The following is a 25,628-nucleotide window of genomic DNA, read 5'->3' on the forward strand; positions in this document are numbered from 1 at the left end:
GGAAATCAATACCCCCTTTGCCCAAGCCATTTGTCAAACCCTACCCAAACTGGATCGTTGAGGAGCGTGCAACCATGACCACTGATACTGACAAAACCATGGCAGGGATAGGCACCTGGGACCTATTCCCCCTGGAAGAAACCGCCTTTACCCAAGCCCAGCAGCTTAGCCTGGGCTGTCGGATTCCCCAGAAACAGAACGCCATCTATCGCCAAGCCCTGGCCCTGGCTGCCTTTGCGGAATGGCTGGACTATCGGGCTCCCCGATTATCCCTCAATCAGGAGCATTGCTCCGTTACTCAGCCTGACTATGGCCATCTCGTGGAGGCCGTGAGTTTCCTCCAAGTGGGGGAGTTTAAGATCTGCCTGCTACCCAACTTGATGCTGACGAGCCCCGAATGGCAGCTGCCCAAAGCCGTCCAGGATATTCCCGAGCTGGCAGCCCATCTCTATATCCTGGTGGGCATTGATGAAGAACAGGCCCTGGCCACTATCCAGGGAGTCCTCCGCTATGACCAGCTCCATGACCTGACGGCGGGCTTATCCCCCGATGCGGACTGGAACTATACCCTGCCGGTGGACGCCATGGCCCCAACCAAGGCCAAAGATCTGCTGGTTTATCTCCACTGCCTAGATCCCGCCACGATTCCCCTGCCCGTTGCGGATGGTGTGGTTCGTCTCGAACGGGCCGAACTCACCGCTACCCTGACCCGCCATCAGACCGACCCCGTGGCCTTCCCCTGGTCCTGGGAACACTATGCGGCCATCCTCACGGATGCCTCCCTGCGAGCCTGGGTCTATGACCAGCTCCAGCAAGACCCGGAAGCCATCTCGCCCCGTCAGCCCCTGGCGCAAACCGTTGTGGATGTTCGCCAATGGTTAACAACCCAAGTCGAGGATCTGCAGCAGGAATTGGCGGGCTGGATACTCCCCCCGCCCACCCTGGCCTTTCGCTTTGATGACCCCGTAGAATCCCTGCTCACCCAGATCCAGGCAGAGACAGGCCTCACGGTTCCAGACACAGCGGGGCGGGCCTACCGGGATGTCCGGGGGACGGTGCCGGGGCTGCGCCTCTATGCCCTCACCTGGATGTCGGCCTCCGGCTGGCAGCTGCTACTGATCCTGGGGACTACCAAGCATCATCCCCCCGCCCATGGGGTGACCCTCACGGTCCAAGATGCCACCGAGATCCAATGGCAAGCGCAGCTGCAGCCCCCCAAGGGCTACCTCTATGTCCAGCTGTCCGCCCCCCTAGATGAAGGCTGGACAATTACCGTTACTCCCCTAGAGGGAGCCGCCAGTACCTATGCCCTCACCTGTCGGTCCTAAGTCCTATGAAAACTCCAACTCAGTTTGAACTCAAAGTCCGGCGCATCGGCGATCTGTGTGAATTCACCCTGACGGGCCAGGGGGGCACCTCCCTCGTGGCCGAAGTGCCTTTCCCTGTGGACCTCTCCCCTGCCTATGACCGGTGGAAAACCGCCTATCTTGCCTACTATGGCCAGGGCCGAGGTGAGGTGGTCACAGGGGGCAGCCTCAATCCCCCGGGCACCCGAGCCCAGCTGGTGCTCGCAGAAGACCATTTACGCAGCCTGTTCCAGGACTGGCTCCGTCATGCCCAGCTCCATGACCTCCAGGCTGAAATCGCCCAAGCTGTCCATGGCCTGGACTCGGATGGGCCACCCTGGGTGGATGTCTTTTTGACCTGCCTATCTAGGGATCTAGCCCGCCTGCCCTGGGAGACCTGGGAAATGGGCATGGACCCGGGAGCGGCGGCCCAGATTCGGATTGCCCGCCGCCCCGTCAATATCCGCCAAACTCCCGTTAAGCCCCTGCGCCGAGCGGCTCGGGTCCTCGTGATTGTCGGTCAGGGGTCGGGACTGAACTTGGACCTAGATAAAGCCGTCTTGACAGCAGACTTACCGACCACGGTAAAGGTAACGGTCTATCAACCCCCACCTGAAACGGACCCGACGGCTTATCTCCAAGGGTTCCACCAGCAGCTCCAGGACCCCCGGGGCTGGGATATGCTCTTCTTCTGCGGCCATAGTGATGAGACCCCCGCCGGGGGGCAGCTAGAGCTAGCCCCTCAAGTCTCTATCCAGATGAGTGAGCTAAAGGAGGTCTTAGGGGTGGCGCGCCAGCGGGGACTGCAGTTTGCCCTGTTTAACTCCTGCAATGGCTTGGATATTGCCGAGACCCTAATTGAAGCGGGCATTGGCCAAGTGGTGGTGATGCGTGAACCGATTCCCGATGCCGCCGCCCCGGTCTTTCTTAAGGCGTTTCTACAGCATTTGGCAAAGCATCGGGATGTCCATGAGGCCCTGCAGCTCACCTGTAGCAGCCTCAAGCGGGAGTCCCTGCGCCTCATCTATCCGGCTGTGGCTTTAGTCCCCTCTCTATTCCGCCATCCCCAGTCTCGGATCTTCCGCATCCAGCCCTACGGCATTCGCCATCAGCTCAGACGCTGGCAGCCTAGCCCACGGGAACAGCGTTGGTTAGCGCTATTGCTATGTGTCAGTCTCGTCCGTCCCTTGCAGGATTTGTTATTGGAGCCACGAATTGCCGCCCAGGCAGTCTATCAGCAGCTGACGGGACAGGTGGCCCCTCCTCAAGATCCTCCCCCTGTTCTATTTGTGGAGATTAACAATGACTCCTTCAAGGATAAGGGCGGACAGCTGATTGATCATCGCTACGTTAACTATGGCTATTTAGCCAGACTGGTAACCCAGCTCAGTCAGCAAAATGCCCAGGTGATTGGCATTGACTACCTCCTGGACCGGCCTCAGAAACAGCCTGAAGAAGCCAAACAGCTGAAGGAGGCCATTGAGCAGGCCAGGGACGCGGGGACTGAGTTTGTGTTTGCGGCTCGCCAACGGAATGGGCGGCGCGAAGGGATCCAGCTGCCCCAGATGGCTGCCGTTGAGAACCATGAGGATGGCGATATTGATCTCTATGAGTGGATTGTAGAATTACCTCGAAAGCAAGACTGCCGAGATCAATGTCCCTTTGCCTATCAGCTCGCCCACAAGCAAGCAGCGTCATCTACAGGGTCGAAGCCTCGTACCCTGCATCTATGGAGTCAAAACAGTCGGCTCTTTTTTCAGCAATGGTTTGAACCGATTATTGATTTTTCCATCCCTGAACCTCAAGTCTATGAGCGGGTCTCTGCCTGTGGGGTGTTAGGGACTTGCTCGACGGATTATTCCCCGGCTCCCCTGAACAATCAGGTGGTTTTGATTGGCCATGGGGGCTATCTAGAGGAAGGGGTGTCTAATGCCGAAGATGATAACTATGCCCAGCCTTTAGCGCGACAGTTTTTGGCCCTGCAGGCCAAGGCGAATCTGCCGGAACAGTTTACGGGGGGGGAAGCCCATGCCTATAGCATTCACCACCTCCTGCGGCAGCATTTAGTGATTCCTATTCCTGACTTTTTGATGATCCTTTGTATTGCGCTTTGGGGCAAAGGAATCCGTCTTTACGTATTAGAGAATCCCCAGCATAAAACCCGGTGCTATCAGTTAGGTTGGCTCGCCATTGTTCTGTATATTTGGATTAGTTTACAGCTATATATTTCTGCCCTGATTCTAATGCCAATGGGGTTACCTTTATGCACCTATTTAACCTATATCTGGCCTGGAAAAAAGGAGATAAAAGATGCATAGACTGAGGGTTTTTTCCATGGCTTTATCGATGGCATTGATCTCAGGTCCACCGTTATTGGCTGCGCCGACGGCCCTCGATGGGTGCCAGATCCTGGGGCAGGGCTGTGGGGCTGCTAAGTCCCTTCCCGACCCGCGCATTGCTCTGTCGTGGGGGGATGTGATTCAGGTGCTTTTTGGGACTCAGAAAAAATCCAAAGGACGACGGACTGAGGAAGATTCGACCCGTTTTTCCTGCATGGTGGTCCCCGGCATTATGGAAGACCCCAACGACCCCCTCAAGGGAACGGCCAATACGGTGATGACTCGACGGCCCTTATTCCTCTGGCAGGGGGAGGTGACTCAAATCGATCTTTATGATGCTGACAACCCCATTAATCAACCGATCTGGACCCAAGCCATTGAACCGGGACAGCAGCATATTTTCTATGACGGTAAAGTGCCCTTGGTACCCAATTCCTTGGGCTACTATTGGCAGCTGACCTTAAGATATCCTCCTGAATCCAACCCAGATGAGACGCCTCGGAAGGCGTTTATGATCCTGGATGAGGAGACGACGACAGCGATCCAAAAGCAGTTTGACCCGATTGATCTGCAACCCCTGACGGAGGCTGAAAAGGCATTGAAGCGGGTTGAGATTTTATCAAAGCAAGCCTATGGTCCCACCAAGGATGAAGCCTTGGGGGCTGATATTTTGGCGGAAATTTATCAGTTGGGTGAACGGCCTCCAGCGTTGGCATCCCTAAACGAATTTGATTTTTGTGAGCCTGAGGCAAGTGTTTCCTAGCGACCCCGTTAATGCTCTGCCCATGAGTGGGGCGGAGCAATCTATTGACGGCCCATCTATCGTCTGAGGTCTATTGAAGATGAAGAAGTTGATTCAAGGCGGATTGCTGATCTCGCTACTGAGCGCGGTGATTGTGCCCCTATCGCCAGCTGCCGTTAGTGTGGCTCAAGAAAGTGTAGAGTCCGTATCTGCGGAGAAAGAAAGGGCAGATCAGTTATTGAGCCAGGGGGTTGAGTACTTTAATAAGGGCCAGTTTCGAGAGGCGAAGGCGGCCTGGGAAGAAGCGCTCAATCTCTATCGTCAAATCGGCGACCAGAAGGGCGTGGCCAATTCCCTCAATAATTTGGGAATTGTCTATCGTTCCCTGGGAGAATACGCCCAAGCCATTGACTACTACCAGCAGTCCCTGGTGATAACGCGGAAGATCGGCGACCAGCAGGGCGTGGCCAATTCCCTCAATAATTTGGGTCTTGCCTATGATTCCCTGGGAGAGTACGCCCAAGCCATTGACTACTACCAGCAGTCCCTGGTGATCAAGCGGAAGATCGGCGACCAGAAAGGCGTGGCTGGCTCCCTCGGTAATTTGGGGAATGCCTATTCTTCCCTGGGGGAGTATGCCCAAGCCATTGACTACCACCAGCAGTCCCTAGTGATCATGCGGAAGATCGGCGACCAGAACGGCGTGGCCAATTCCCTCATGGGTTTGGGGAATGCCTATTATTTCCTGGGAGAGGTTGCCCAAGCCATTGACTACTACCAGCAGTCCCTGGTGATCATGCGGAAAATCGGCGACCAGAAGGGCGTGGCCTACTCCCTCAATAATTTGGGGATTGCCTATGATTCCCTGGGAGAGTTTGCCCAAGCCATTAACTACCACCAGCAGTCCCTGGTGATAGAGCAGAAGATCGGCGACCAGCAGGGCGTGGCCAACTCCCTCGGTAATTTGGGGAATGCCTATCGTTCCCTGGGAGAGGTTGCCCAAGCCATTGACTACCACCAGCAGTCCCTAGTGATCATGCGGAAGATCGGCGACCAGCGGGGCGTGGCTGGCTCCCTCCATAATTTGGGGAGTGCCTATCGTTCCCTGGGAGAATACGCCCAAGCCATTGACTACTACCAGCAGTCCCTGGTGATCATGCGGAAGATCGGCGACCAGCGGGGCGTGGCTGGCTCCCTCCATAATTTGGGGAGTGCCTATCGTTCCCTGGGAGAATACGCCCAAGCCATTGACTACTACCAGCAGTCCCTGGTGATCATGCGGAAGATCGGCGACCAGAACGGCATGGCCAAATCCCTCTGGGGATTAGGACTCGCTCACCTCAACCAAGCCCAATATGACCTCTCCCAAACCCATCTAAAAGACTCCATTGTGGTCTGGGAAAAACTCCATAAAGACCTCACCGTCCCCCAACAAATCTCCTTCTTTGAAACCCAAGCCAATAGCTATTCCGCTCTCCAAACCGTCCTCGTTGCCCAAAGCCAACCCCTACAAGCCCTCGTTGTCGCTGAACAGGGCCGCACCCGAGCCCTGAATCAACAGCTCTCCGGTGCCAATGCCCCCTTTGACCTAGAGCAGATTAAGCAGGTGGCCAGGGAACAAAACGCCACCATCGTTGAATACACCCTAGTCCGCAACAACCTGCTCTATGCCTGGGTGATCCATCCTGATGGCACCATTGACCACCAACCCATCGGGGGTAAAAAGCTGGGGCAATCCTTAGGCAACTTAGAAGCACAAACCCGACAGTGGCTGGAAAATATCCGAGGGGTTAAAGACCCCAACCAAGATCAAGCCATTCCCCAGACATTAGCCAAAGCCAATTTAGAAGACGATTCATCCCCATCAGCCTCCAAAGATAAGACGGACTACACCTACCTCCGTCAGCTTCATACCCTCTTAATTGAACCCATTGAAGAGTATCTGCCCAAAGACCCCAACGAGCGAGTGATCATCATCCCCCATCGTTCTCTGTTCTTTGTCCCCTTCCCAGCGCTGCTGGAGAATAAAGGTGAGAAACCTAAATACCTCGTGGATAAGCACATCATTTCCACTGCCCCCTCCATCCAGGCCTTGAAGCATCTCCAAGACCAAGAGAACCTAAAACCCCAGCGACCCCAACGGCCTCAACAGCCCTTGATTATTGGCAATCCCACCCCACCCTCAGAAGGCTTTGATGATCTGAAAGGGGCTCAATCGGAAGCTCAGCTAATCGGTAAATTACTCAAGACAAAGCCAGTTCTAGGAGACCAGGCAACGGAATCCTTAGTCCGAGAACGACTGTTAACAGCAGACCTGATCCATATTGCTGCCCATGGAGAATTCAAGCCCAATGAACAGTTAAAGCTGCTTAAAAAGCTGACACCGGAAGAAAAAGCGGAGATAGAGGCTCAGGCAGCAAAGGATAAGGAGAAGAAACTTCCTCCAGGAGGTGGGTCCATTGTCTTAGCCAAGGACCCCCAGCATGATGGCTATCTGCAGACCCTGGAGGTGACGGAGATGACAAAGGAGAACCGATTCCAGGCTGAGATGGTGGTCTTAAGTGCCTGCAAGACGGGCCTGGGCAAGGTGACGGGAGATGGAATCGTTGGACTATCCAGATCTCTACTGGCTGCGGGTGTACCGACGGTGGTGGTGTCCCTATGGTCCGTGTCAGATCACTCGACAACCATGTTGATGAATGAGTTTTATACCAATGTCTATGACAAGGGATGGGATAAGGCTAAGAGCTTAACCATGGCCATGCGGACCACCAAGAAAAAACATACGGACCCGGGTAAATGGGCCGCCTTCACCCTGATCGGATTGCCGGAGTAACCAACGGTTTACAGCTTTTGAATAGGTAAAACAGTCCCGGAATAGGGGTGAGTGACAGACAAGATGATGCCCATTAAAGAGGTGTTCACTCCAGTTCAGCTCTGATTCCAATCCCGACGGATTGACTGAATAGAGACCGACTGATATCCGCCTTGAAATATAGGAGACAACAGATGCATAAGTTCAATATTTTTTCAGCCATGTTATGGATGGCGTTGATGACGACCTCGCCGTTACAGGCCGCAACGACCTCCACCGATGGATGCTCGATATTAGGAGAAGGCTGTGGGGCGGCTGAACCTCTTCAACCCCAGCTGATCGCTTTGTCTTGGGGGGATGTAGCTAAGTTTCTGTTTGGCAAAAAGGGGTCTAAGGGACGTCGCCTTCCATCGGATCCTCCTGAAAGTGATGTCTGCATGATGGTCCCCGGCATTATGGAAGACCTGAAACAGCCACTGGAGGGAACATCCAATACGGTGATGACGCGACAGCCTTTGTTCCTCTGGCAAGGTGAGGCGACGTGGATCGAACTCTACGATGCCAACAACCCGATCAATAAACCGATATGGACCCGGGAGATTCAACCAGGAGAGCAGCATATTTTCTATGACGGCGATGTACCTTTAGTCCCCAATTCCTTGGGCTACTATTGGCAGCTGACTTTGAAATATCCACCTGACTCCAACCCAGATGAGACGCCTCGGAAGGCGTTTATGATCCTGGACGAGGAGACGACAGCGGCTATTCAGAGGAAGTTTAACAAAATTGAGCAGCAGTCTATTTCTGATACTGAGAAAGCCTTCAAGCGGGTTGAGATTTTGTCCGAGGAAAAGTATGGCCCCACCAACAATGAAGCCTTGGGGGCTGATATTTTGGCGGAAATTTATCAGTTGGATGAACGGCCCTCGGCGTTGGCATCCCTAAACGAATTTGATTTTTGTGCAGAGTCTGAGGCAAGTGTTTCCTAGCGACTCCGTTAATGCTCTGCCCATGAGTGGGGCAGAGCAATCTATTGACGGCCCATCTATCGTCTGAGGTCTATTGAAGATGAAGAAGTTGATTCAAAGCGGATTGCTGATCTCGCTACTGGGCGCGGTGATTGTGCCCCTATCGCCAGCTGCCGTTAGTGTGGCTCAAGAAAGTGGAGAGTCCATGTCTGCGGAGAAAAAAAGGGCAGATCAGTTATTGGATTTGGGGATTGAGCACTTTAACAAGGGCCAGTTTCGGGAGGCGAAGGCGGCCTGGGAAGAAGCACTCAATCTCTATCGTCAGATCGGCGACCAGCAGGGCGTGGCCAACTCCCTCAATAATTTGGGGGAAGCCTATCGTTCCCTGGGAGAATACGCCCAAGCCATTGACTACTACCAGCAGTCAATGGTGATCATGCGGAAAATCGGCGACCAGAAGGGCGTGGCCAACTCCCTCAATAATTTGGGGACTGCCTATTATTACCTGGGAGAGGTTGCCCAAGCCATTGACTACCACCAGCAGTCCCTGGTGATAGAGCAGAAGATCGGCAACCAGCAGGGCGTGGCTGGCTCCCTCAATAATTTGGGGGCTGCCTATGGTTCTCTGGGAGAGTACGCCCAAGCCATTGACTACTACCAGCAGTCCCTGGTGATCAAGCGGAAGATCGGCGACCAGAAGGGCATGGCCAAATCCCTCAATAATTTGGGGGCTGCCTATGGTTCCCTGGGAGAGTTTGCCCAAGCCATTGACTACTACCAGCAGTCCCTGGTGATCAAGCGGAAGATCGGCGACCAGCAGGGCGTGGCCATATCCCTCATGGGTTTGGGGAGTGCCTATTATTCCCTGGGAGAGTACGCCCAAGCCATTGACTACTACCAGCAGTCCCTGGTGATATTTCAGAAGATCGGTGACCAGAAGGGCGTGGCTACATCCCTCTGGGAATTGGGAGTCGCTCACCTGAGCCAAGCCCAATATGGCCTATCCCAAACCCATCTAAACGACTCCATTAAGGTCTGGGAAAAGCTACATACAAACCTCTCCGTCCCCCACCAAATCTCCTTCTTTGAAACCCAAGCCAATAGCTATTCCGACCTTCAAACCGTCCTAGTTGCCCAAAGCCAACCCCTACAAGCCCTCGTTGTCGCTGAACAAGGCCGCACCCGAGCCCTGAATCAACAGCTCTCCGGTGCTAATGCCCCCTTTGACCTAGAGCAGATTAAGCAGGTGGCCCAGGAACAGAATGCCACCATTGTTGAATACACCCTAGTCCGCAACAACCTGCTTTACGCCTGGGTGATCCATCCTGATGGCACCATTGACCACCAACCCATCGGGGGTAAAAAGCTGGGGCAATCCTTGGATAACTTAGAAGCACAAACCCGACAATGGCTGGAAAATATCCGAGGCGTCAAAGACCCCAACCAGGATCAAGCCATTCCCCAGACATTGGCCAAAGCCAATTTAGAGGACGATTCATCCCCATCAGCCTCCAAAGAAAAGACGAACTACACCTACCTCCGTCAGCTTCATACCCTCTTAATTGAACCCATTGAAGACTATCTGCCCAAAGACCCCAACGAGCGAGTGATCATCATCCCCCATCGCTCCCTGTTCTTTGTCCCCTTCCCCGCGCTGCTTGAAAATAAAGGTGAGAAACCTAAATACCTTGTCGATAAGCACATCATTTCCACTGCCCCCTCCATCCAGGCCTTGAAGCATCTCCAAGACCAAGAGAACCTAAAACCCCAGCGACCCCAACGGCCTCAACAGCCCTTGATTATCGGCAATCCCACTCCACCCTCAGAGGGCTTCGATGATCTGAAAGGGGCTCAATCGGAAGCTGAGCTAATCGGTAAATTACTCAAGACAAAGCCAGTTCTAGGAGACCAGGCAACGGAATCCTTAGTTCGAGAACGACTGTTAACAGCAGACCTGATCCATATTGCCGCCCATGGAGAATTCAAGCCCAATGAACCGTTAAAGCTGCTCAAGGACCTGACACCAGCAGAAAAAGCAAAAGCAGAGGCAGAAGCAGCAGAGGCAAAGAAGAAGAATCTCCCCCCTGGAGGTGGGTCGATTATCTTAGCCAAGGACCCCCAGCATAATGGCTACCTGCAAACCCTGGAGGTGACGGAGATGACGAAGGAGAACCGACTCCAGGCTGAGATGGTGGTCTTAAGTGCCTGCAAGACGGGCCTGGGCAAGGTGACGGGAGATGGCATCGTCGGACTATCCAGATCTCTACTGGCTGCGGGTGTACCCACGGTAGTGGTGTCCCTATGGTCCGTATCAGATCACTCGACAACGATGTTGATGAATGAGTTTTATACCAATGTCTATAAAGAGGGATGGGATAAGGCTAAGAGCCTGACGGAGGCCATGCGAACGACAAAGAAAAAGCATACGGATCCGGGTAAATGGGCCGCCTTCACCCTGATCGGCTTGCCGGATTAAGGCCCCTTGAATCGGCTGTACTCCACTGGCCTCTCTCCAGATAAAAGGCCCTGCTGGCTTCCCGATCTGACCGCCTTTGGTCTAGAGGGAAATCGCTCTTAGGCCCCGTAGACAGGCGTTTTTACTCATTTTTGAATAGGCATAGATGTCCAGGGATAGAAGGGTAATGAGACCCAGAATTCCCCCATAGATTTGGAGTTTTCTTATGAATAAACAGGCGCTCAATGGATCGGTTGGATTACTATTGCTCTGCTGGATGGGAGGGGCAACCCTTCTTCCCCATTCAGTGAGTCTGGCTCAGGAGAAAGCAGCGCCCCAGATCGCCCCCACCCCTGAGGTCTCTCAGGACTTGCAGCAGGGACATCAGCACCTGAAACGGGGGGAGAGCCAAGCCGCCCAACAATCCCTGAAAAAAGCCCTATTGCACGCTCGCCAGCAGGGCGAGCCTCAGGGCATAGCCAACGCCCTCTTGGGCTTAGGGACCAGCTCCCATGCTCTGGGGGAGTATGCCCAAGCCCTGGACTACCACCAACAGTCCTTAGTCATCTTTCGCAAGGGCAACAACATCAAAGGGACCGCCAACACCCTCTTAGGCTTAGGGACCCTCTATCAATCCTTAGGGGACCCGACCCAAGCCATCGAATACTATCAACAGTCCCTGGAACTCTTTCGGAAGCTGGGTGACCAACAAGGGGTGGCCCAATCCTTCGACCAGCTCGGGCGGACCTATCACTCTTGGGGCGAGTATGCTCAGGCCATCGATTATCACCAACAGTCCCTGGTCATCTCCCGAAAAATCAGTGATCGCACGGGGGTGGCTGACACCCTTAATCAGTTGGGGAGTGCCTATGACTCCTTGGGAGAGCATGCCCAAGCCCTCGACTACCACCAGCAGTCACTTCAGATCGCTCGTCAGATAGGTAATCAGAAGGGGGTAGCAGACGCCCATGATCGGATGGGGCGGACCTATCGTAACTTGGGAGAGATGGCCCAAGCCCTTCAATACCATCAGACCGCCCTGGAGATCCGGCGAAAAATCGATGATCGGCCTGGGGCCGCCATGGCCCTTTGGGGATTGGGCCTGACTCACCTCAAGCAGAATCAATATGGTTCAGCTCAGACTGCCCTGATGGAGTCCATCCAGATTTTTGAGCACTTAAATCGTGACCTCACCCTCCCGCAACAACGTACTTTCTTCCAGTCCTATACCCGACTTTATGATGACCTTCAAACCGTCCTGGTTGCCCAAAACCAGCCTCTACTTGCTCTGGAGATTGCGGAGCGGGGACGCAGCCAGGCCCTCAATCATCAACTAGCTGGGACAAATCCTCCTTTAACCATCCAGCAGATCAAACAGGTGGCCAAGGAACAGAATGCCACCCTCGTCGAATACACCCTCGTCAGCAATAACCTCCTCTATGCCTGGGTGGTCCAACCCGATGGCACCATTCATCATCAACCCATCGATGGTCAACAGCTAGGGCAATCCGTAGCCACCTTCGAGGAACAAACCCGGCAGTGGTTAGAAAATATTCGCGGGGTGAAAGCCCCCAACCAAGACCCAGCTGTCCCCCCATTACTCCCCAAGGTCAATCTAGAAGACGAATCTTCCTCCTCAACCTCCAAACAAGAGACCAACTACACCTATCTGCGTCAGCTCCATACCCTATTGATTGAGCCCATCGAAGACTATCTACCCCCAAGACCCGGATGAACGGGTGATTATCATTCCCCCACCGCTCCCTCTTCTTTGTCCCCTTCCCCGCCCTCCTCGATCACGAGGGGAACCGATCCCAATATCTCGTGGATAAGCACATCCTATCCACCGCACCCTCCATTGGGACCTTAAAGCATCTTCAAGACCAGCAGCACCTGAAGCCGAAGCGTCAACTACGTCCCGAAGCGAACCTGATCGTCGGTAATCCGACGCCTCCCGCCGAGGGATTTGATGACTTAGCCGGAGCCCAAGTGGAAGCCCAGCGGATTGCCAAATTGCTCAATACAACGCCCGTTTTGGGAGCCAAAGCGACGGAAACTCGTATCCGTAAGGACCTGTTAACTGCCGAGATTATCCACCTAGCGGTCCATCGTCAACCCCTCTCCCCTAACCCGTCTCCGTTACGGGGTCCGCTGCCGCCAACCGAAAAGGCAAAGCTGGAGAAGAACCGGCATCGAGCCCCGAGAAATGGCTCAATCCTGCTGGCTAGGGATGCCCAAAATGATGGCTTCCTCCAACCCCAGGAGCTAAACCAGATCGCCTTAGGGACGAAACAACCCCTCCAAGCTGACCTCGTGGTCTTAAGTCTCTGTCAAAGCGGATTCGGAATCTATGGTGGCCAAACCGGGCCATCCTTCCCCTTTCTGGCTGCGGGAGTCCCCACCGTGGTCGGGTCCTTATGGTCTGTTTCAGATCGCTCGACCCCCATGCTGATGGACGAGTTTTATACCAACGTCTACGAAAAGGGCTGGGATAAGGCCAAGAGCTTAACCATGGCCATGCGGACCACGAAACAGAAATACACAGACCCAGGAAGATGGGCCGCCTTTACCCTGATCGGACTACCGGATTGAAGCGTTCTGAATAAGCTTGCCCCCCCACCAACAATAGGGCCATACAGGGTTCAAAAATATGAACCCTGGTCAACAGAGTAAGAGGAACAGTTCCATGTCTCCCTGGTTATGTATGGTCATTATCTTTTTAGCCGGTGGGTTCGGCGGCATTGCCAATGCCCTGATCAACAAAGAAGGACTCCTATTTCCCCACTGGAAGAACGGAGTCTGGATCCCCGGTTTTATCGGCAACGCGTTCACGGGCGCTATGGCCGCATTGATTTCATGGGGGCTCTACAGCTCCGGCAGCAGCATCGAGTTGGCCCCTGGCGCTGCGGACAACCCTGAGGTGTCCTTGACGGTTGGTTCCGTGACCGCCGCCATCCTCGTTGGCGTCGGCGGGACCCGCTGGCTGTCCAATGAGGTGGACAAAAAGCTCCTGCGCCAAGCTGCCAGTGAAGCCGGAAGCCGGGACATCCCACCCGATGACTGCAATAAAATCCGCAAGGCCTCACCCATGAGAGCCTTACAGCTTGCCCAAAGCTTCCCCACCAGTCACGTCATTCAGTAAATAGGAGGTAACAAACGAACCCAGTCAGGGAGAAGATATCAATGGTTTAGGCCCCATCCAGGGCCATCCGATCCTTAAAATCGAGATTGAACCAGCCATAGGGCGTCACATGATTCCAAATCAGGGGTGACAAAGCCCTTAAATCTTCTCCCTGCATCTTTTTCATCCATTGAGGTTCACTTAACACATTCTGAATCATCAAGGTATTGATGTAGACCAAGCTAATCTGGAGCAGGTGCAGGGCCAGAGCTGACAGGGCTTGGTTTTCCCGTTTATTGGTAACAAACTCTCCCCCCCGTCCATAAAAGATAAAGTCATTTACCCCGTTCCACCGCTCCACGACATTGAGCCCCTCATTGATTTCAATTCTGAGGGCCTCCGAAGAAAGATATCGACATAGGAAGATAGTTTTCACCGCCTTACCCAATTCCAGCAAAGCCCGATGGGTGGGATGTTTAACCTCAGTCCGTCCAAAGCGCCGCAGAATATCCTCCACCTCAGCCGTCCTCGCCTGTAACGCCGCTGCATATTTAATCATCTGGTCGTACTGTTGGGTCACCAACTCCCAATCAATGGCCTTTGATAATATCAACCTCAGATTCGGATAGGCTGCTTTCATCCCTGACTCTGGCAAAGATAGCTTTTGCACGCCAATGCGTTTGAACCGAGGCAGCAGCTGAAATCCCAGGAGACGACAAAAGGCAAACCCCAGCTCACTTTGGCCATGGGTATCCACATAGTTCTTGTCCAGCATCAGATCCGTGTCCTGACGCAATAGCCCCGTCAACATGGATGAGACCTCAGAAGAAGAGCAGGTTTTCAGCTGGGAATAGACACACAAGGACTTCTTTTCGACGTGCCAATAGACCATAATTCCTTTTCCCCCATAGCGGTTATGCCACTCGGTCATTAGGTTCTGGTCCCAAGCCCCAAACTTTTTAGAATCCGAGGCACAAGAGGTGGTTGCCTCACCCCAAATAGAGGTCAGGCGAGCCTTGAGCACCGCATTGGCAACTTCAGCAATAGCATTTTGCAGATGTTCTTTATGTAGGAACTGCCGCTTGACGTAGAGTAAGTGAGCGTAAGTCTCCTGGGCTATCCCCGCACAGACTCGCTTTAAACCCATATTGGTCCCCAAACCAAACAGCGTCAGCAACAGCCGCTTCTGCAAGGTCAGCCGGTCCAACCGTTGACGAGTGGCCATCGTATGGAACTGATCGGTGAAGTTTACCCGCAGATCCGTTTCCTTGAGGATGTCTAGCAAGCTGATCATGGGCCAGCGTTTCGCCACTTCCCGCTTCAGTTTTTGAATATTAGTGGGCTCTGCTTGAGCCTCAAATGGCGTGATGCGAATCCACCCGTTATCCTTTGGCAGAATGTTGACGGCAGGATCATTTGGAATACTTTGATTCAGCAGGGTTAAGGATTCTGTCATTTCCTGCTTGAGCTGATGGACAAAGGTCTTGGCATCTAACGGTTGCTTGAGTTGCAGATAGTACTGTTCTCGCTGGACCTCAAAGTCCTGAGGTAAGTCCGTTTCTGGGTTACCGTAGCGTTTGGCCCCCGCGATCCACACTTCTCGGCACCTGAGTTTTTCACGCAAGGCCTGCAAGACACAGATTTCGTAATTGACGCGATTGATCTGGTCTTGGCCCTGAGAATTTTGTTCAATCACTAAATCTCGCCATTCCCGTTTAAGGACACCAGATATGATTACGGGATCCGTGTCCGAGTAGTAGCGCTTGCTACTGCCTTGATACTGTTTAAGCAGTTTCAAGGCTGCAATGATGGGGCGGTGATGGTCGTTGTTGGAGTGAAAGTCCAGGGTCTCTAAGATAGCTGGCACCATCTGCCGGTAATGGTGCAAGTAGGAGGCTCGGATCTTGATGTTGACTTTTTCTCGGTAGGTGGCCCCCGTATGTTTTTGCTCTTTGATCAGGTTGGTTAACTTATCGGGACTGGCGACGGGATAGATCACCTCCTTAACCGGTTGATCTGGATTGGCGAGAGCTGCAGCTGCGATGCGATAAAGCAGTGCTTCTTTATTATTGACGCGCTTAAAGTTGGCGATCAGCTCCCGGTCTACCCGACGTTCAGCATTGATGGAAAGACGATGAATAATCTGGATCAGGAGTTCCACGAGACTATCGGTGATCTCTTGAACTCGCTGATGGCAAAAGGAGGCGATCAGGGTATACCGAATGGTCTGAGGGTGGCGTCGGAGAAGTCCTGCGAGGTCTGCTGAAGCACGACGCCGGTATTGCTCAATTAGCTTGGGCGAGTAGGACTCAAATAGGTCAGCAGGTAACTCTATTTGCCGGATGCTTTGTAGTTTTTCGATTTCTTGAAAAAGACTCTTGAGACCAAGGCGTCCTGGATCTGCTTTGAGCCGGGTGAAATCAGATTGTCGAAACTGACTGTCTTCAGCATTCGGCGTATATTCAGTGTCTAAGAGGGCATCCATCTTCTTACGCGTTGCTGCTGGAAGTCGGACGGAGATGGTTCGACAAAAATCACGCTCATGATGACGAGTAGCCGAGCTGATGAGTCGGGTTAATTCTTTGGGGGAAGGGGGTTCCAGTTTAAGATGACGCAGGCGTTGATAGACTTGCTCACGAATTGAGTTCAGATGAAGGCCAAGGGGTAAGATTTTCTCACCTAACCATTGTTTGAGTTTTTGCTTATGTTGGAAGGTGCTGCGCTTGAATCCCCAAAGCTGACGGATTTTTCGCCGATGTCGTTCAAAAACGCGACCGAGCCAGGTGTAGTTGCTGAAGATGTTTGGACTCAAGTTCAATTGCTGGGCAATAAATTGAACGACTGACTTTGAGATGTCCTGGCGATGTTGAGGGAAACGTGCTTCCAGCTGGAAATATTTCAGTAATACGGCGAATCCTAAACGATTATGGTCGCTGGCGTTGGTGGAATCCTTGGGAATAGCATCTAACTCATGGGGCATGAGAGTGAAGTACTCTACTAATTCCTCTGGTTCCCAATACCGCTGCATTCTGGAAAAGCCTCTTGATCTGCACATTTCACCGTATCAAACGATGGGATAGAGGCTAATATACATGTACTAAATGGCGGCAAATCGCAGCTTAGATCGTTTTAGGCCTATAAAGAGATAGTCGCCAAGCTAGAGAAGCTGATCGAGACACCCGACTCAGACACATTAGCCGAACTAGAAGCGGGTCAACTCGCCAACATTGAAACGACGCTTACCCGCCGAGTTGCCAATCTTAGAAGACTCACCAAGAAAGCTCAAGAGTCAGCACAATACAACAATGAGAAAGCAGCAGCCCAGGGTGGAGTTGATCCCGTAGCTGGCTTCTGATCCTAAGAATATTTTCAATAACTGTAGAGAATTTATATTACCTAGGCTATTTAGATTCTGTGCGGAACTTTGAGAATTACATTAGCTTAGATTTCTGGATCTTGAGTATGAATCAAAACATTGGAGAAATTTGCTCAAGAGGGCTCGTCTTCATAGTAGAAAGACGAACCCTCTTGCTACTGAGTACTAGATACTAATACTGTTGATCACCAAAGAGGGTTTAAGGAAGGGGTAGGGAACGACTCTATTTTTGTTATTGAGATCAATTTTGTTCTCAGCTTTGTTTAATTGTTGCTGAAAATCATCAATGGTAACTTGAACAGCGCTTGCAAAGTCTGAACCTTTATATGCTTGCTCAAAATGTTGACCATAGTGGCCTAGCTTGTCATAGCGGTAGTCTGCCAGAGTATATGTGATCTCCAATTGGCCTGCTGTTGGCTTAAAGGGTGGCAAAAACTTTAGCAGCCAATTTTCATCGATATCTTGTACCTCTGATTTGTTTAGAGTAGCTAGTCTATCTGGATCTGAATAAGCTGCAAAAGGCATATTTGCTACGAAAGCCATATAATCCCACTGGGGAAAGTTCACTGCTGAATGCTGAGGCCCACAAGTGAAAATTAAAGTGGTCAATATTTCCTTAAGCTGTTTGATAGAAGAGATGGATGTTGGCATACCAGGAACTTTAATATCAATGCCATTCTCTCCGCTTAGTTCCTTTGCCCATGTCTGTAACTCAACATCATCTTTAACGAAACCTTTGACATTGTCATCTGCCTGAGTAGTGTCATCAGTCTGAGGAGTGTCATCAGCCTTATAAAAGATATTAACGTAGTCGCTGACAAACTCTTGTATAGCATTCCATAATAACTGGCCATCATCTCTGTAAGGAAAGTGTGGAAGTTTATTAGGATCATCCATTCCTCTACTTTTTAGTTCTTGAGGAAAAGAAAATTTAAATAAATCCCAGTTCCGATATGAGTCTTTAACCAATTCTAGAGATTCTTTAAGTGTTCCAGCTAAAAGCGTATCAACTTGACCATCTTTAGCAATCAAGGTGCCTCTAGCAAAGAAATTATTGGCAAGCATGAATCTAAAATGAGGCTTGAGTAAAATGTTGATGGGGTGGTTCTCTGCAAGCTGTCGGGCAGTGGAGATAGCAAAAGGCTCCATAACAAAATGAGTCCAACCTAAATGGCTAAACATTTCATGGTGATTAGCGTCCGCAATTTGCACACATAATTTAGCTGCAAACCACTGTTCATGCTCATCAAAAGGAGTATAAATATTACTATCAGGTTGAGTGACATCAATTTGAATGGCAATAGGTACTAATTCTCCTCTATCTCCATATCCACTGCTTTGCCAATGAAAAATTGCAAAAGGACGAGGTAGGTATTTATGACCTTTTTCATAAGTACCTCCTTTTACAGCTTTCAAATCACTGTAATTGGTGCAATATAATGTTCCATCATTTATGGCTGTATTGAAGTCAAGCTTTCCTTCGTAAATATTGCTGATTTTGTCACGAATAGCAGCATAAAGAGTATTATCATTCTCATGATCTCTTCCCAATCGACGGATTGCCATTGGGTTCACACCTGATAGTCTCTGTTCTGCAAAAGAACTATCGGTCTGATATGTATTGGTAATTGCTGGTGATTTTATAATCGTAAACAGGTCATCATAGTCTTCGAGATGATCAAAGGGGTCAAACAAAGTTCGAGCCCTAGCTGCAAGCATATTAGGTGGGAGATCTGCAGCTTGGATAGCCCTATCTGCTAAGTAACCTACCGAGAAATTTTCCTCTGATGGGACTTCATCAATCAATGCCAGTGGAGGCATGAAGGCAGGATTGAAGTTGTACTTTTCTCTTTGCTTTTGTAAGGCCTCGTTACGTGAGTTAGTGTCATTATCATTCTGAGGGAGACTTGGAAACATAAGAACCGCTTTAAACCTTGTACTCACTTGAAGTATTCTCATAACCCCTCTGACGAAAAGAGAAAGTTTATGCAAGTAGTAACAATTTATATTTTCCTTAACAAAGAAATTTTCAGAAATTAGTACGTTTGAGATGAAAAAATCTAGTAGTGCTTACTTCATAGACCTCTTGCATAATTCAGCTACCGATATAACTGAGATTATCCACACCCTGATCCGTGATGGCTTTGTGATCAGTGCCCGACGACGAGTAAAATTGCTGCAATTAGCTCAGTGCTTTGCGTATGTCCAGGGAGATTCACAGATATACCTAGAGCATATCCACGAGCTATTACCCCAGTGCTGCTGGAAGTCCAAGATCGAGGAAATCAGGGAAATAAAAAGACTGATTGAAACAGCCGCACCCATCGCGAAAAAGGAGTTATCGAGCATTACCCAAGCCGCTCAAAGTGAAGTCTTAAGACTAGAACAAAAGTTGAATAACTCAAGTCTGGGTCATACCGATCATGTGAATGCCGCAGACTTCGCTAGAACCCAGCTCACAAATCTCAGTCAGAGTATGGCGAAAGTCAAAGCTGATTTATGCAGGAATGGAGCCAGTCAGAAAACGAAGGCAGAGGCCGACCTACAGGCGAAAGCACAGCGAGTCAGTGAACTAGTTGAAGGCTTGTATTGATGTATACCCAGCTCAAGACAGAATTAAACCCGATCACAGCCGAAGTCAGTGCAACCTCAAAGCTGTTTTGGCAAGACTATCTCAAGTCCAATCAAGCGATGGTGGAGATAACCTCAGAAACCAACATCAGAACCCTAAACAGCTTTGCTCTAGAAGTATTTCACCGTCTCTATTACTCCCCTGATCCTGATTGGTTACCGGAAAAGCCCGAGCATCAATGGGCGAGAGTATTGCATGATCAGCTCAGTGAATCTGAAGAATTTCAAAATCTCACCTTGACCTGTGCGGGTGATCCATTAGGGGCAGCAATCGCCGCACAATCCATGATTACCAATCTGCACAGACAGCTTAAGGATGCTAGTGGTGATCAGGAGATAGATGAGCTGGATACCCTGAGAGCTGAAGCCCGAAAAGCTAAAAGGGAGGGTGATGAGGAATTATTTCAAGACCTCCAAGCCCAAGGGCAGGCCATGTCTGAAGCAGCCCAAGCTTTTGCTCAGAAGTTAGAAGACCAGGAAGGGGAAGGCATTGGCGAGAGTGTTGAGGATGCTGAGGGGGAAGTGCAGGAGAAAAAAGACGAGCTGGAAGCTCTGGGGATTAGCTGGGGGAATGAATCAGGTGATCGGAATCCTACACCCACGGCAGAGAAGCTAAAGCTTGCGGCTTTGATTGAGGAGAACCCACAGCTTAAAAAGATTCTAGATCTTGCTGGTAATGCCTTAGAGACTGCCAACCGTAAACGCCGACAGCATCAGGCCGAGACGGGAGACGGGATACGGTGAACTAGTGGGGATTACCACGGGGAATGATGTTTCTCAAATCCTGCCTCAAGAGTTGGGAAGGCTGTCAGATTCCAGGCAGAAACTGAGTTTTTATCGAGACTTTCTAGAGGGTCAGCTATTCCAGAATGATTTGCAGGCCCCAGAAGAGAAGGGGAAAGTCCCCATGGTGATCTGCTTGGATTGCTCTGGGTCGATGAAAGAGAGAGTAAGCCGGGATTTATGGTCAAAAGCGCTGATCGTGGCATTGGTGAAGCTGGCGAATGAACAGGATCGGGTGGTGTCAGTGGTTCGGTTTGAGTCTGTTTGCTATGAGCCTATCGAGATTCATCCCAAAGAGGATATTGAACAGCTGATCCGTTTGTTGATCACGAGTCCTACTAATGGAGGAACCAAGTTTCAAGCTCCACTGGAGAAAGCCAGAGACATCATTGAGCAGGATGACGATTATAGTGAGGCCGATATCGTGTTTATCACCGATGGGATTGCGCCACTGAGTTCTGTGTTCTTGCAAGAGTACTCAGATTCTTTAGAGAAAATGAAAACTAATTTCTTCTTGTTGGAGATTGAACCAGAGTGGGGATGGTCAAATGCTCTCAAAGATTTGGCTAGCCAAGCTTGGGTAATTGACGCGGAAGGGAATTTTGAGGAGCTGGGGGCTGTGTTTACGGCTTGTTAGTTGGCAAAAAATATCAGAGAAAAAACGAAAAAGGGGAGCTTAGGTGAATCGAATATCTTACAGTCAAGTCTTTCAGAGATTGAAATTTCTCGTGCTTCCCTTGCTACAAGAATGAGGATAATTCTATGAATTAGCTTCTGAAATCTTCTTTTCAATTTCTTCAATCTCCTTGGTTTTCTCAATCCCTTCTGATAAATTATCAAAATCTGTGCCTTTGATTGCTCTCTGAATAAGCATTCTATAGTACTGATTAAACTCTAATTCTGACAGATTGCTTTCTCTCTTCGCTTGATTTATTAGCTGGAAAACTTCGTCATATTTGTCTGGAATATTATTTGGAGACAACAAGTTTTTTAGGTTAAATGTAAAGACTCCAAGTAGTATCCAGAGATATATTGGGAAATCTGGAAATTCTAACTTTAAATATTCGTTCGTGATGTTTGGTATAAATCCATTAATAAGTATTCCAAAGATTGCGCCCATTGCCGTTGTAAAAGGATATTTTAAAAAAAATGGCATCTAGTGCTTTTCCGCCCCATTCAGTAGCCTTATCCGTTTTCATGCTATCCCTTCTCCAGACAAGCCTTCATTAATAGAAAAATTATCGCTGCTTGTTTTTTTCAGGAAAAAATTTTCCTATTCCGATCACCATCATTAGGTGGTTCCCAGTTATTAGAATTTTGAATTATAAATAAAAGAAGTTTCTTTGCTTCGTATTCATTGGTTCCAAAGAAGCCTGAGTTTATTCTGTATTCAAGGATTACTCTATCGATACATAAAGCTACGAAACAAATAGACATAACTATAATAGTTACTATGAGGTTAGTTTTATCTATCGTTCGCCAGATCTCAAACCTAAAAAAAACTAAAATAGTGAACAAAATTGAAAAAAAGTAAAATCTCAAGCTTATTTGATTTTTTCTTTAGCATATACTAGAGCAACTGCCTTCTGCTTTTCAGCATTTACATGTTTTTTGGAGGTTATCTTCTAGTCTCTCTATCTTTTTAATTAAAAGAGTGTCAGCTTCAGTTTTTTTGAAATAAGTCTAGTAGAGCACTAAAAAATTTTATTGGCTCCAAGTTCTGTTCTTAAATAGATAGATACAGGTATGATTTCTATGCCTATAGACATAAGTAAAATTATTATTGCTGCCAGCATCGGCAAAGCAAAAGACATACTTACTAATTGTGAATATATGCTAGGTAAATGGATAATTTCATCTGCAATTTTATTAGCAGTAGAAAAATACAATATACCCGAACATATCAATAATGCTGTTTTCATTAATCTTAATGAAATTTTCTCAAACATAATAATTGATCCAATTGAATATCTTTATTTTATTTCAGAAATAATAGTATTTATTGCATTAGATTTTATAGATTTTCCTTTGTATTCATGAATATTTTTTTAAATTATTGTACCCATCTCTTCGCTTAATATTGAATCTTATCTTTGAATACTAGAAACTCTCAATTATATATATTTGCCTAAAAGGACGCTTACCACTGGGCATGTTCCGGGGGCTGGCGTTGAGTCGAAAATTGGTCTGTGATGATGCGAAAGTGGGCACCCCCGAAACGAGCAAGAGCTTAGCTCACCTCAGATCGGCAATGTCGCCATCACAAAGCCGTGCCTTTGCTCTGCTCCCTGCCTTTATTTTGGGATGCTGCATTATTAGAATTTTGCGGGATAGGTGCAATTTTGGGGGATGGTATCAGGGCTGAGATCGCAAAGTAATGTCTAACCAAGCAGAATGTCTTTTTCTAGGGTCTAAGAGCTATTTCTATTTCGCCAAGGTTAATACAGAAGCGCTAGAAATTCATGATAAGTAAGAGTTTTATCAACAATCTAAGCTCCAGATTCTTTCAGAAACTTGCAACAAAGAGAAATAATCATGTCTCTTCTTGTTGAGGTATCAAAGACTTGGGTGGGGTTTGTAAATTTTGTAGTTGCTCATCAGTCATTGAAAAAGCTGCCCTCAATTGGAAATTTTTTGCTTCTCCAATCACAGCGTTTAAAGGATCTAAGAGATGCCTACGGACATGACGTTCAATAGAGTATTTACGCTCTTGGTGCCTGAATTCACCCACTTCATGAGCAAAAATAGTCAATGCTTCGTATAAATCTTTAAGCTCATCTAATGAGTCCGCTCTGGTTAGTTTAATTGCCAGTCCTCGGAATTCTTTAGCAATCTCTCTAGCTTGCTCATAGGTTGCATTATGGTGTACATGATAATAGCAGATCGACTCAGCTAAGTCTTGAGCAGACATCGCCATATTTTGCAGGAGAATATTAGCTTCTTCGATGGGACGCAGGAACTTATCCAAAATTAACTGTTGAGCATACGCATTTCTCATGTCGGAATTATTGATCAGTTCTAATTCCTTTAAGCGTTTCTCATGTTTATGTTCTTTCTCCAAACTAATTTGCTGGAGATAGGTATTCAATAGTCCAGCAATTTGACCTGTACTGTGTAATGCTGCTGTCGCAATGATTTCCACAATGCTCTCCCAAACTAAATATCTAAAATTTCTATAACAGTTGAGAGCATTTAGAAAGATCCGTCATGCTGATCTCAGACTTAAATTGATATTTAATATTTTGCCCAGAATAGAGAATGAAGTAACTAAACCTGCTATCACTATGTTGTATGGGTTGATTGATAATATCTCGAAACAAGGCTGTTTTAAGTTCACTAGTGGGATGCAAGGCCTGTCAGTAAAGGCAGGTAGTTGGGATAGGCGATTCGCGTCAGCGGAAATTGGAGACTCACTTTTGAATATACAGATGGCGACGTTGTTGTACTTGATTACGAGGACTACCACTGATGTTGATGCATAACCCACCCCACCCCGGCGAGGTCATTCAAGGATTGTTTATTGAACCGAATGAATGGACCCTGACTGATGTTGCAAATGCTTTAGAGATCAGCCCCGGTAATTTTTCAAGGCTGGTCAATGGCAAAATTTCCCTGAGTTCTGATATGGCCGTGAGGCTGTCTAGGGTTTTGGGCCTGGAGCCGCTAACCTGGATGCGAATGCAGGCCGATCATGATATTTGGAATGCACAGCAAGAAAATGATCATGCTGAGTTGAAGCGGTTAGCTGTTGAGGTTTAGCTAACACCGCAACAGGTTTTGAGCAAGAAATAAAAAGCTAGGTAATACAGATTCTCTGTGGATTTTTAATAATCTGCACCAAGGTCAATGGTTACATCCTTCCAATCGAGTTGCCTGAATCTCAAATCTTGCTGAAGGATCGCGTAATAACAAGGATTTTCCCAGATAATTAACTGATATTTGACCCAAATACAGCTACGACAGAACCCTTGACCTTGAAAGCCGCTTCTATGATTCCTGTTTCATATTCAACATCTGGTGCTAAAACATGACTAAGCAAGGTCAATGGTTGAGAAAATCAAACAATGGTCTCAACGTGGTGTTCATTCATGGAATTAACTCAAGTGATGAGTGTTGGAGAACTAAAGAAGGTGCTTACTGGCCAGAATTGCTAAAAGCTGAAGGTGGATTAGAAGAGATAGGAATCTATTTGTTTTCCTATCGAACTGGATTCAATACAGGCTCCTATAGTTTGGGGGATATCGTTGATTCCTTAAATGAGCATATATCTAATCTTGATAAGGTCTTGGATAGCGATCGAGTTATCTTTGTGTGCCATAGCATGGGAGGTATTATCGCTAGGCGCTTTCTGGTTAGAGAAGAATCAAACTTAATAGAAAAAGGACTAAAATATATTGGTTTATTCCTCATAGCATCACCCTCATTAGGTTCTGAATATGCCAATATGCTGGGTCTTATATCAGCATTTTTGGGGCATACACAAGCAAAGGCGTTGAAGTTTTCCCAGAATAATGTTTGGCTCAATGATTTAGACAAAGATTTTATTAACCTCAAAGATACGAATAGATTGAACATCATCGGGAAAGAACTCATTGAGGATTTATCCCTTAAAATCACTCGTTTCTTGGGCATTAAAAAACAAATTGTGGAACCATTCTCAGGAGCTAAATATTTTGGGCAATCGTTTAAAGTCCCTGGGTCAGATCACATCACAATCGCTAGACCAGAGAGCAAAGACGCCGTTCAACATCGCTTACTGATTGGATTCATCAAAGATTTTGAAAACACCTGCAATTTAACTGCAACACAAGCATCAAAGATACAAGATCCATCAAATCCAACAAAAAGGGTTCAAGAAAATCACATTGGAGTTCAGTTCAATAATGAGATATCTGGTGGAGAGGTCTATCAAGGCGAGAACATCACCATCAATAAGACCACTTGACTAGAGTCGTCCGACTGGGACCGGACAAAGTTACATCCCCCTACCGATATACCCAACAATCTACCTCCAAGTGGGGCAGTCACCTTCGTCGGTCGAGACTCCCAGAT

The 25,628-nt window shown here is 48.8% G+C and carries 18 protein-coding genes and 2 pseudogenes; 16 read left to right on the plus strand and 4 right to left on the minus strand.

Annotated features, from left to right (window positions below):
• Positions 1 to 74 precede the first annotated feature (74 nt).
• The 9 genes and pseudogenes from HRE53_RS31065 (at position 75) to HRE53_RS31105 (ending at position 13,807) form a co-directional block, all read left to right on the plus strand.
• Complete coding sequence (locus HRE53_RS31065; RefSeq protein ID WP_235112451.1) at positions 75 to 1,328, plus strand: DUF1822 family protein; 1,254 nt, start codon at positions 75 to 77, stop codon at positions 1,326 to 1,328.
• 5 nt (positions 1,329 to 1,333) lie between these two features.
• On the plus strand, positions 1,334 to 3,664 hold the full coding sequence (locus HRE53_RS31070; RefSeq protein ID WP_235112457.1) for a CHASE2 domain-containing protein: 2,331 nt from the start codon (positions 1,334 to 1,336) through the stop codon (positions 3,662 to 3,664).
• Positions 3,665 to 3,680: 16 nt separating this feature from the next.
• Positions 3,681 to 4,448, plus strand: coding sequence for a hypothetical protein (locus tag HRE53_RS31075; RefSeq protein ID WP_235112458.1), 768 nt, complete (start codon positions 3,681 to 3,683; stop codon positions 4,446 to 4,448).
• A 79-nt stretch (positions 4,449 to 4,527) separates the two neighbouring features.
• Positions 4,528 to 7,263, plus strand: a complete 2,736-nt coding sequence (locus HRE53_RS31080; RefSeq protein WP_235112459.1) for a tetratricopeptide repeat protein — start codon at positions 4,528 to 4,530, stop codon at positions 7,261 to 7,263.
• Positions 7,264 to 7,436: 173 nt separating this feature from the next.
• Positions 7,437 to 8,231 carry a hypothetical protein gene (locus HRE53_RS31085; protein WP_235112461.1) on the plus strand — a complete coding sequence of 265 codons (795 nt, stop codon included), beginning with the start codon at positions 7,437 to 7,439 and terminating at the stop codon, positions 8,229 to 8,231.
• A gap of 79 nt (positions 8,232 to 8,310) precedes the next feature.
• Complete coding sequence (locus tag HRE53_RS31090) at positions 8,311 to 10,686, plus strand: CHAT domain-containing protein (RefSeq protein WP_235112463.1); 2,376 nt, start codon at positions 8,311 to 8,313, stop codon at positions 10,684 to 10,686.
• A gap of 205 nt (positions 10,687 to 10,891) precedes the next feature.
• Positions 10,892 to 12,400: a tetratricopeptide repeat protein gene (locus HRE53_RS31095; protein WP_235112464.1), complete on the plus strand. Its 1,509-nt coding sequence runs from the start codon at positions 10,892 to 10,894 to the stop codon at positions 12,398 to 12,400.
• Between the two features lie 77 nt (positions 12,401 to 12,477).
• Positions 12,478 to 13,257: pseudogene (locus tag HRE53_RS31100) on the plus strand (CHAT domain-containing protein); the annotation flags it as partial.
• 94 nt (positions 13,258 to 13,351) lie between these two features.
• Positions 13,352 to 13,807 (plus strand): hypothetical protein, encoded by a 456-nt coding sequence (locus HRE53_RS31105; protein ID WP_235112465.1) that lies wholly within the window; start codon positions 13,352 to 13,354, stop codon positions 13,805 to 13,807.
• Between the two features lie 46 nt (positions 13,808 to 13,853).
• Here the strand turns inward: HRE53_RS31105 and HRE53_RS31110 are convergent, their stop codons facing one another.
• Together HRE53_RS31110 and HRE53_RS31115 are read right to left on the minus strand one after the other, a co-directional pair.
• Positions 13,854 to 16,814 (minus strand): Tn3 family transposase, encoded by a 2,961-nt coding sequence (locus tag HRE53_RS31110; RefSeq protein ID WP_235112466.1) that lies wholly within the window; start codon positions 16,812 to 16,814, stop codon positions 13,854 to 13,856.
• A 513-nt stretch (positions 16,815 to 17,327) separates the two neighbouring features.
• Complete coding sequence (locus HRE53_RS31115; protein ID WP_235112467.1) at positions 17,328 to 19,079, minus strand: lipoxygenase family protein; 1,752 nt, start codon at positions 19,077 to 19,079, stop codon at positions 17,328 to 17,330.
• Between the two features lie 133 nt (positions 19,080 to 19,212).
• Here HRE53_RS31115 and HRE53_RS31120 point away from each other — a divergent pair, with 133 nt between their 5' ends.
• The 3 genes from HRE53_RS31120 to HRE53_RS31130 are packed head-to-tail and all read left to right on the plus strand — an operon-like array spanning position 19,213 to position 21,213.
• Positions 19,213 to 19,755, plus strand: coding sequence for a hypothetical protein (locus HRE53_RS31120; protein ID WP_235112469.1), 543 nt, complete (start codon positions 19,213 to 19,215; stop codon positions 19,753 to 19,755).
• Positions 19,755 to 20,537 (plus strand): hypothetical protein, encoded by a 783-nt coding sequence (locus tag HRE53_RS31125; protein WP_235112470.1) that lies wholly within the window; start codon positions 19,755 to 19,757, stop codon positions 20,535 to 20,537. Before HRE53_RS31120 ends, HRE53_RS31125 begins: the two co-directional genes overlap by 1 nt.
• A gap of 4 nt (positions 20,538 to 20,541) precedes the next feature.
• On the plus strand, positions 20,542 to 21,213 hold the full coding sequence (locus tag HRE53_RS31130; protein ID WP_235112471.1) for a VWA domain-containing protein: 672 nt from the start codon (positions 20,542 to 20,544) through the stop codon (positions 21,211 to 21,213).
• A 123-nt stretch (positions 21,214 to 21,336) separates the two neighbouring features.
• Here HRE53_RS31130 and HRE53_RS31135 read toward each other — a convergent pair whose 3' ends face one another.
• Positions 21,337 to 21,732: a hypothetical protein gene (locus HRE53_RS31135; RefSeq protein WP_235112472.1), complete on the minus strand. Its 396-nt coding sequence runs from the start codon at positions 21,730 to 21,732 to the stop codon at positions 21,337 to 21,339.
• Between the two features lie 590 nt (positions 21,733 to 22,322).
• Between HRE53_RS31135 and HRE53_RS31140 the strand changes: the two genes are divergently transcribed.
• Positions 22,323 to 22,616, plus strand: coding sequence for a hypothetical protein (locus HRE53_RS31140; RefSeq protein ID WP_235112222.1), 294 nt, complete (start codon positions 22,323 to 22,325; stop codon positions 22,614 to 22,616).
• 493 nt (positions 22,617 to 23,109) lie between these two features.
• Here HRE53_RS31140 and HRE53_RS31145 read toward each other — a convergent pair whose 3' ends face one another.
• A complete protein-coding gene (locus HRE53_RS31145) occupies positions 23,110 to 23,718 on the minus strand; it encodes a hypothetical protein (RefSeq protein ID WP_235112224.1) in 609 nt (202 codons plus the stop codon).
• Between the two features lie 240 nt (positions 23,719 to 23,958).
• Here HRE53_RS31145 and HRE53_RS31150 point away from each other — a divergent pair.
• From HRE53_RS31150 to HRE53_RS31160, 3 genes and pseudogenes are all read left to right on the plus strand, one after another.
• Positions 23,959 to 24,045 (plus strand): annotated as a pseudogene (locus HRE53_RS31150) (Killer protein); the annotation flags it as partial.
• Complete coding sequence (locus HRE53_RS31155; protein ID WP_235112227.1) at positions 24,045 to 24,335, plus strand: HigA family addiction module antitoxin; 291 nt, start codon at positions 24,045 to 24,047, stop codon at positions 24,333 to 24,335. The pseudogene HRE53_RS31150 and the gene HRE53_RS31155, both read left to right, overlap by 1 nt.
• Positions 24,336 to 24,603: 268 nt before the next feature.
• A complete protein-coding gene (locus HRE53_RS31160; RefSeq protein WP_235112228.1) occupies positions 24,604 to 25,521 on the plus strand; it encodes a triacylglycerol lipase in 918 nt (305 codons plus the stop codon).
• Positions 25,522 to 25,628: the final 107 nt, after the last annotated feature.

It is taken from the genome of Acaryochloris sp. 'Moss Beach' (genome assembly GCF_021497025.1).
Lineage (GTDB): Bacteria > Cyanobacteriota > Cyanobacteriia > Thermosynechococcales > Thermosynechococcaceae > Acaryochloris > Acaryochloris marina_A.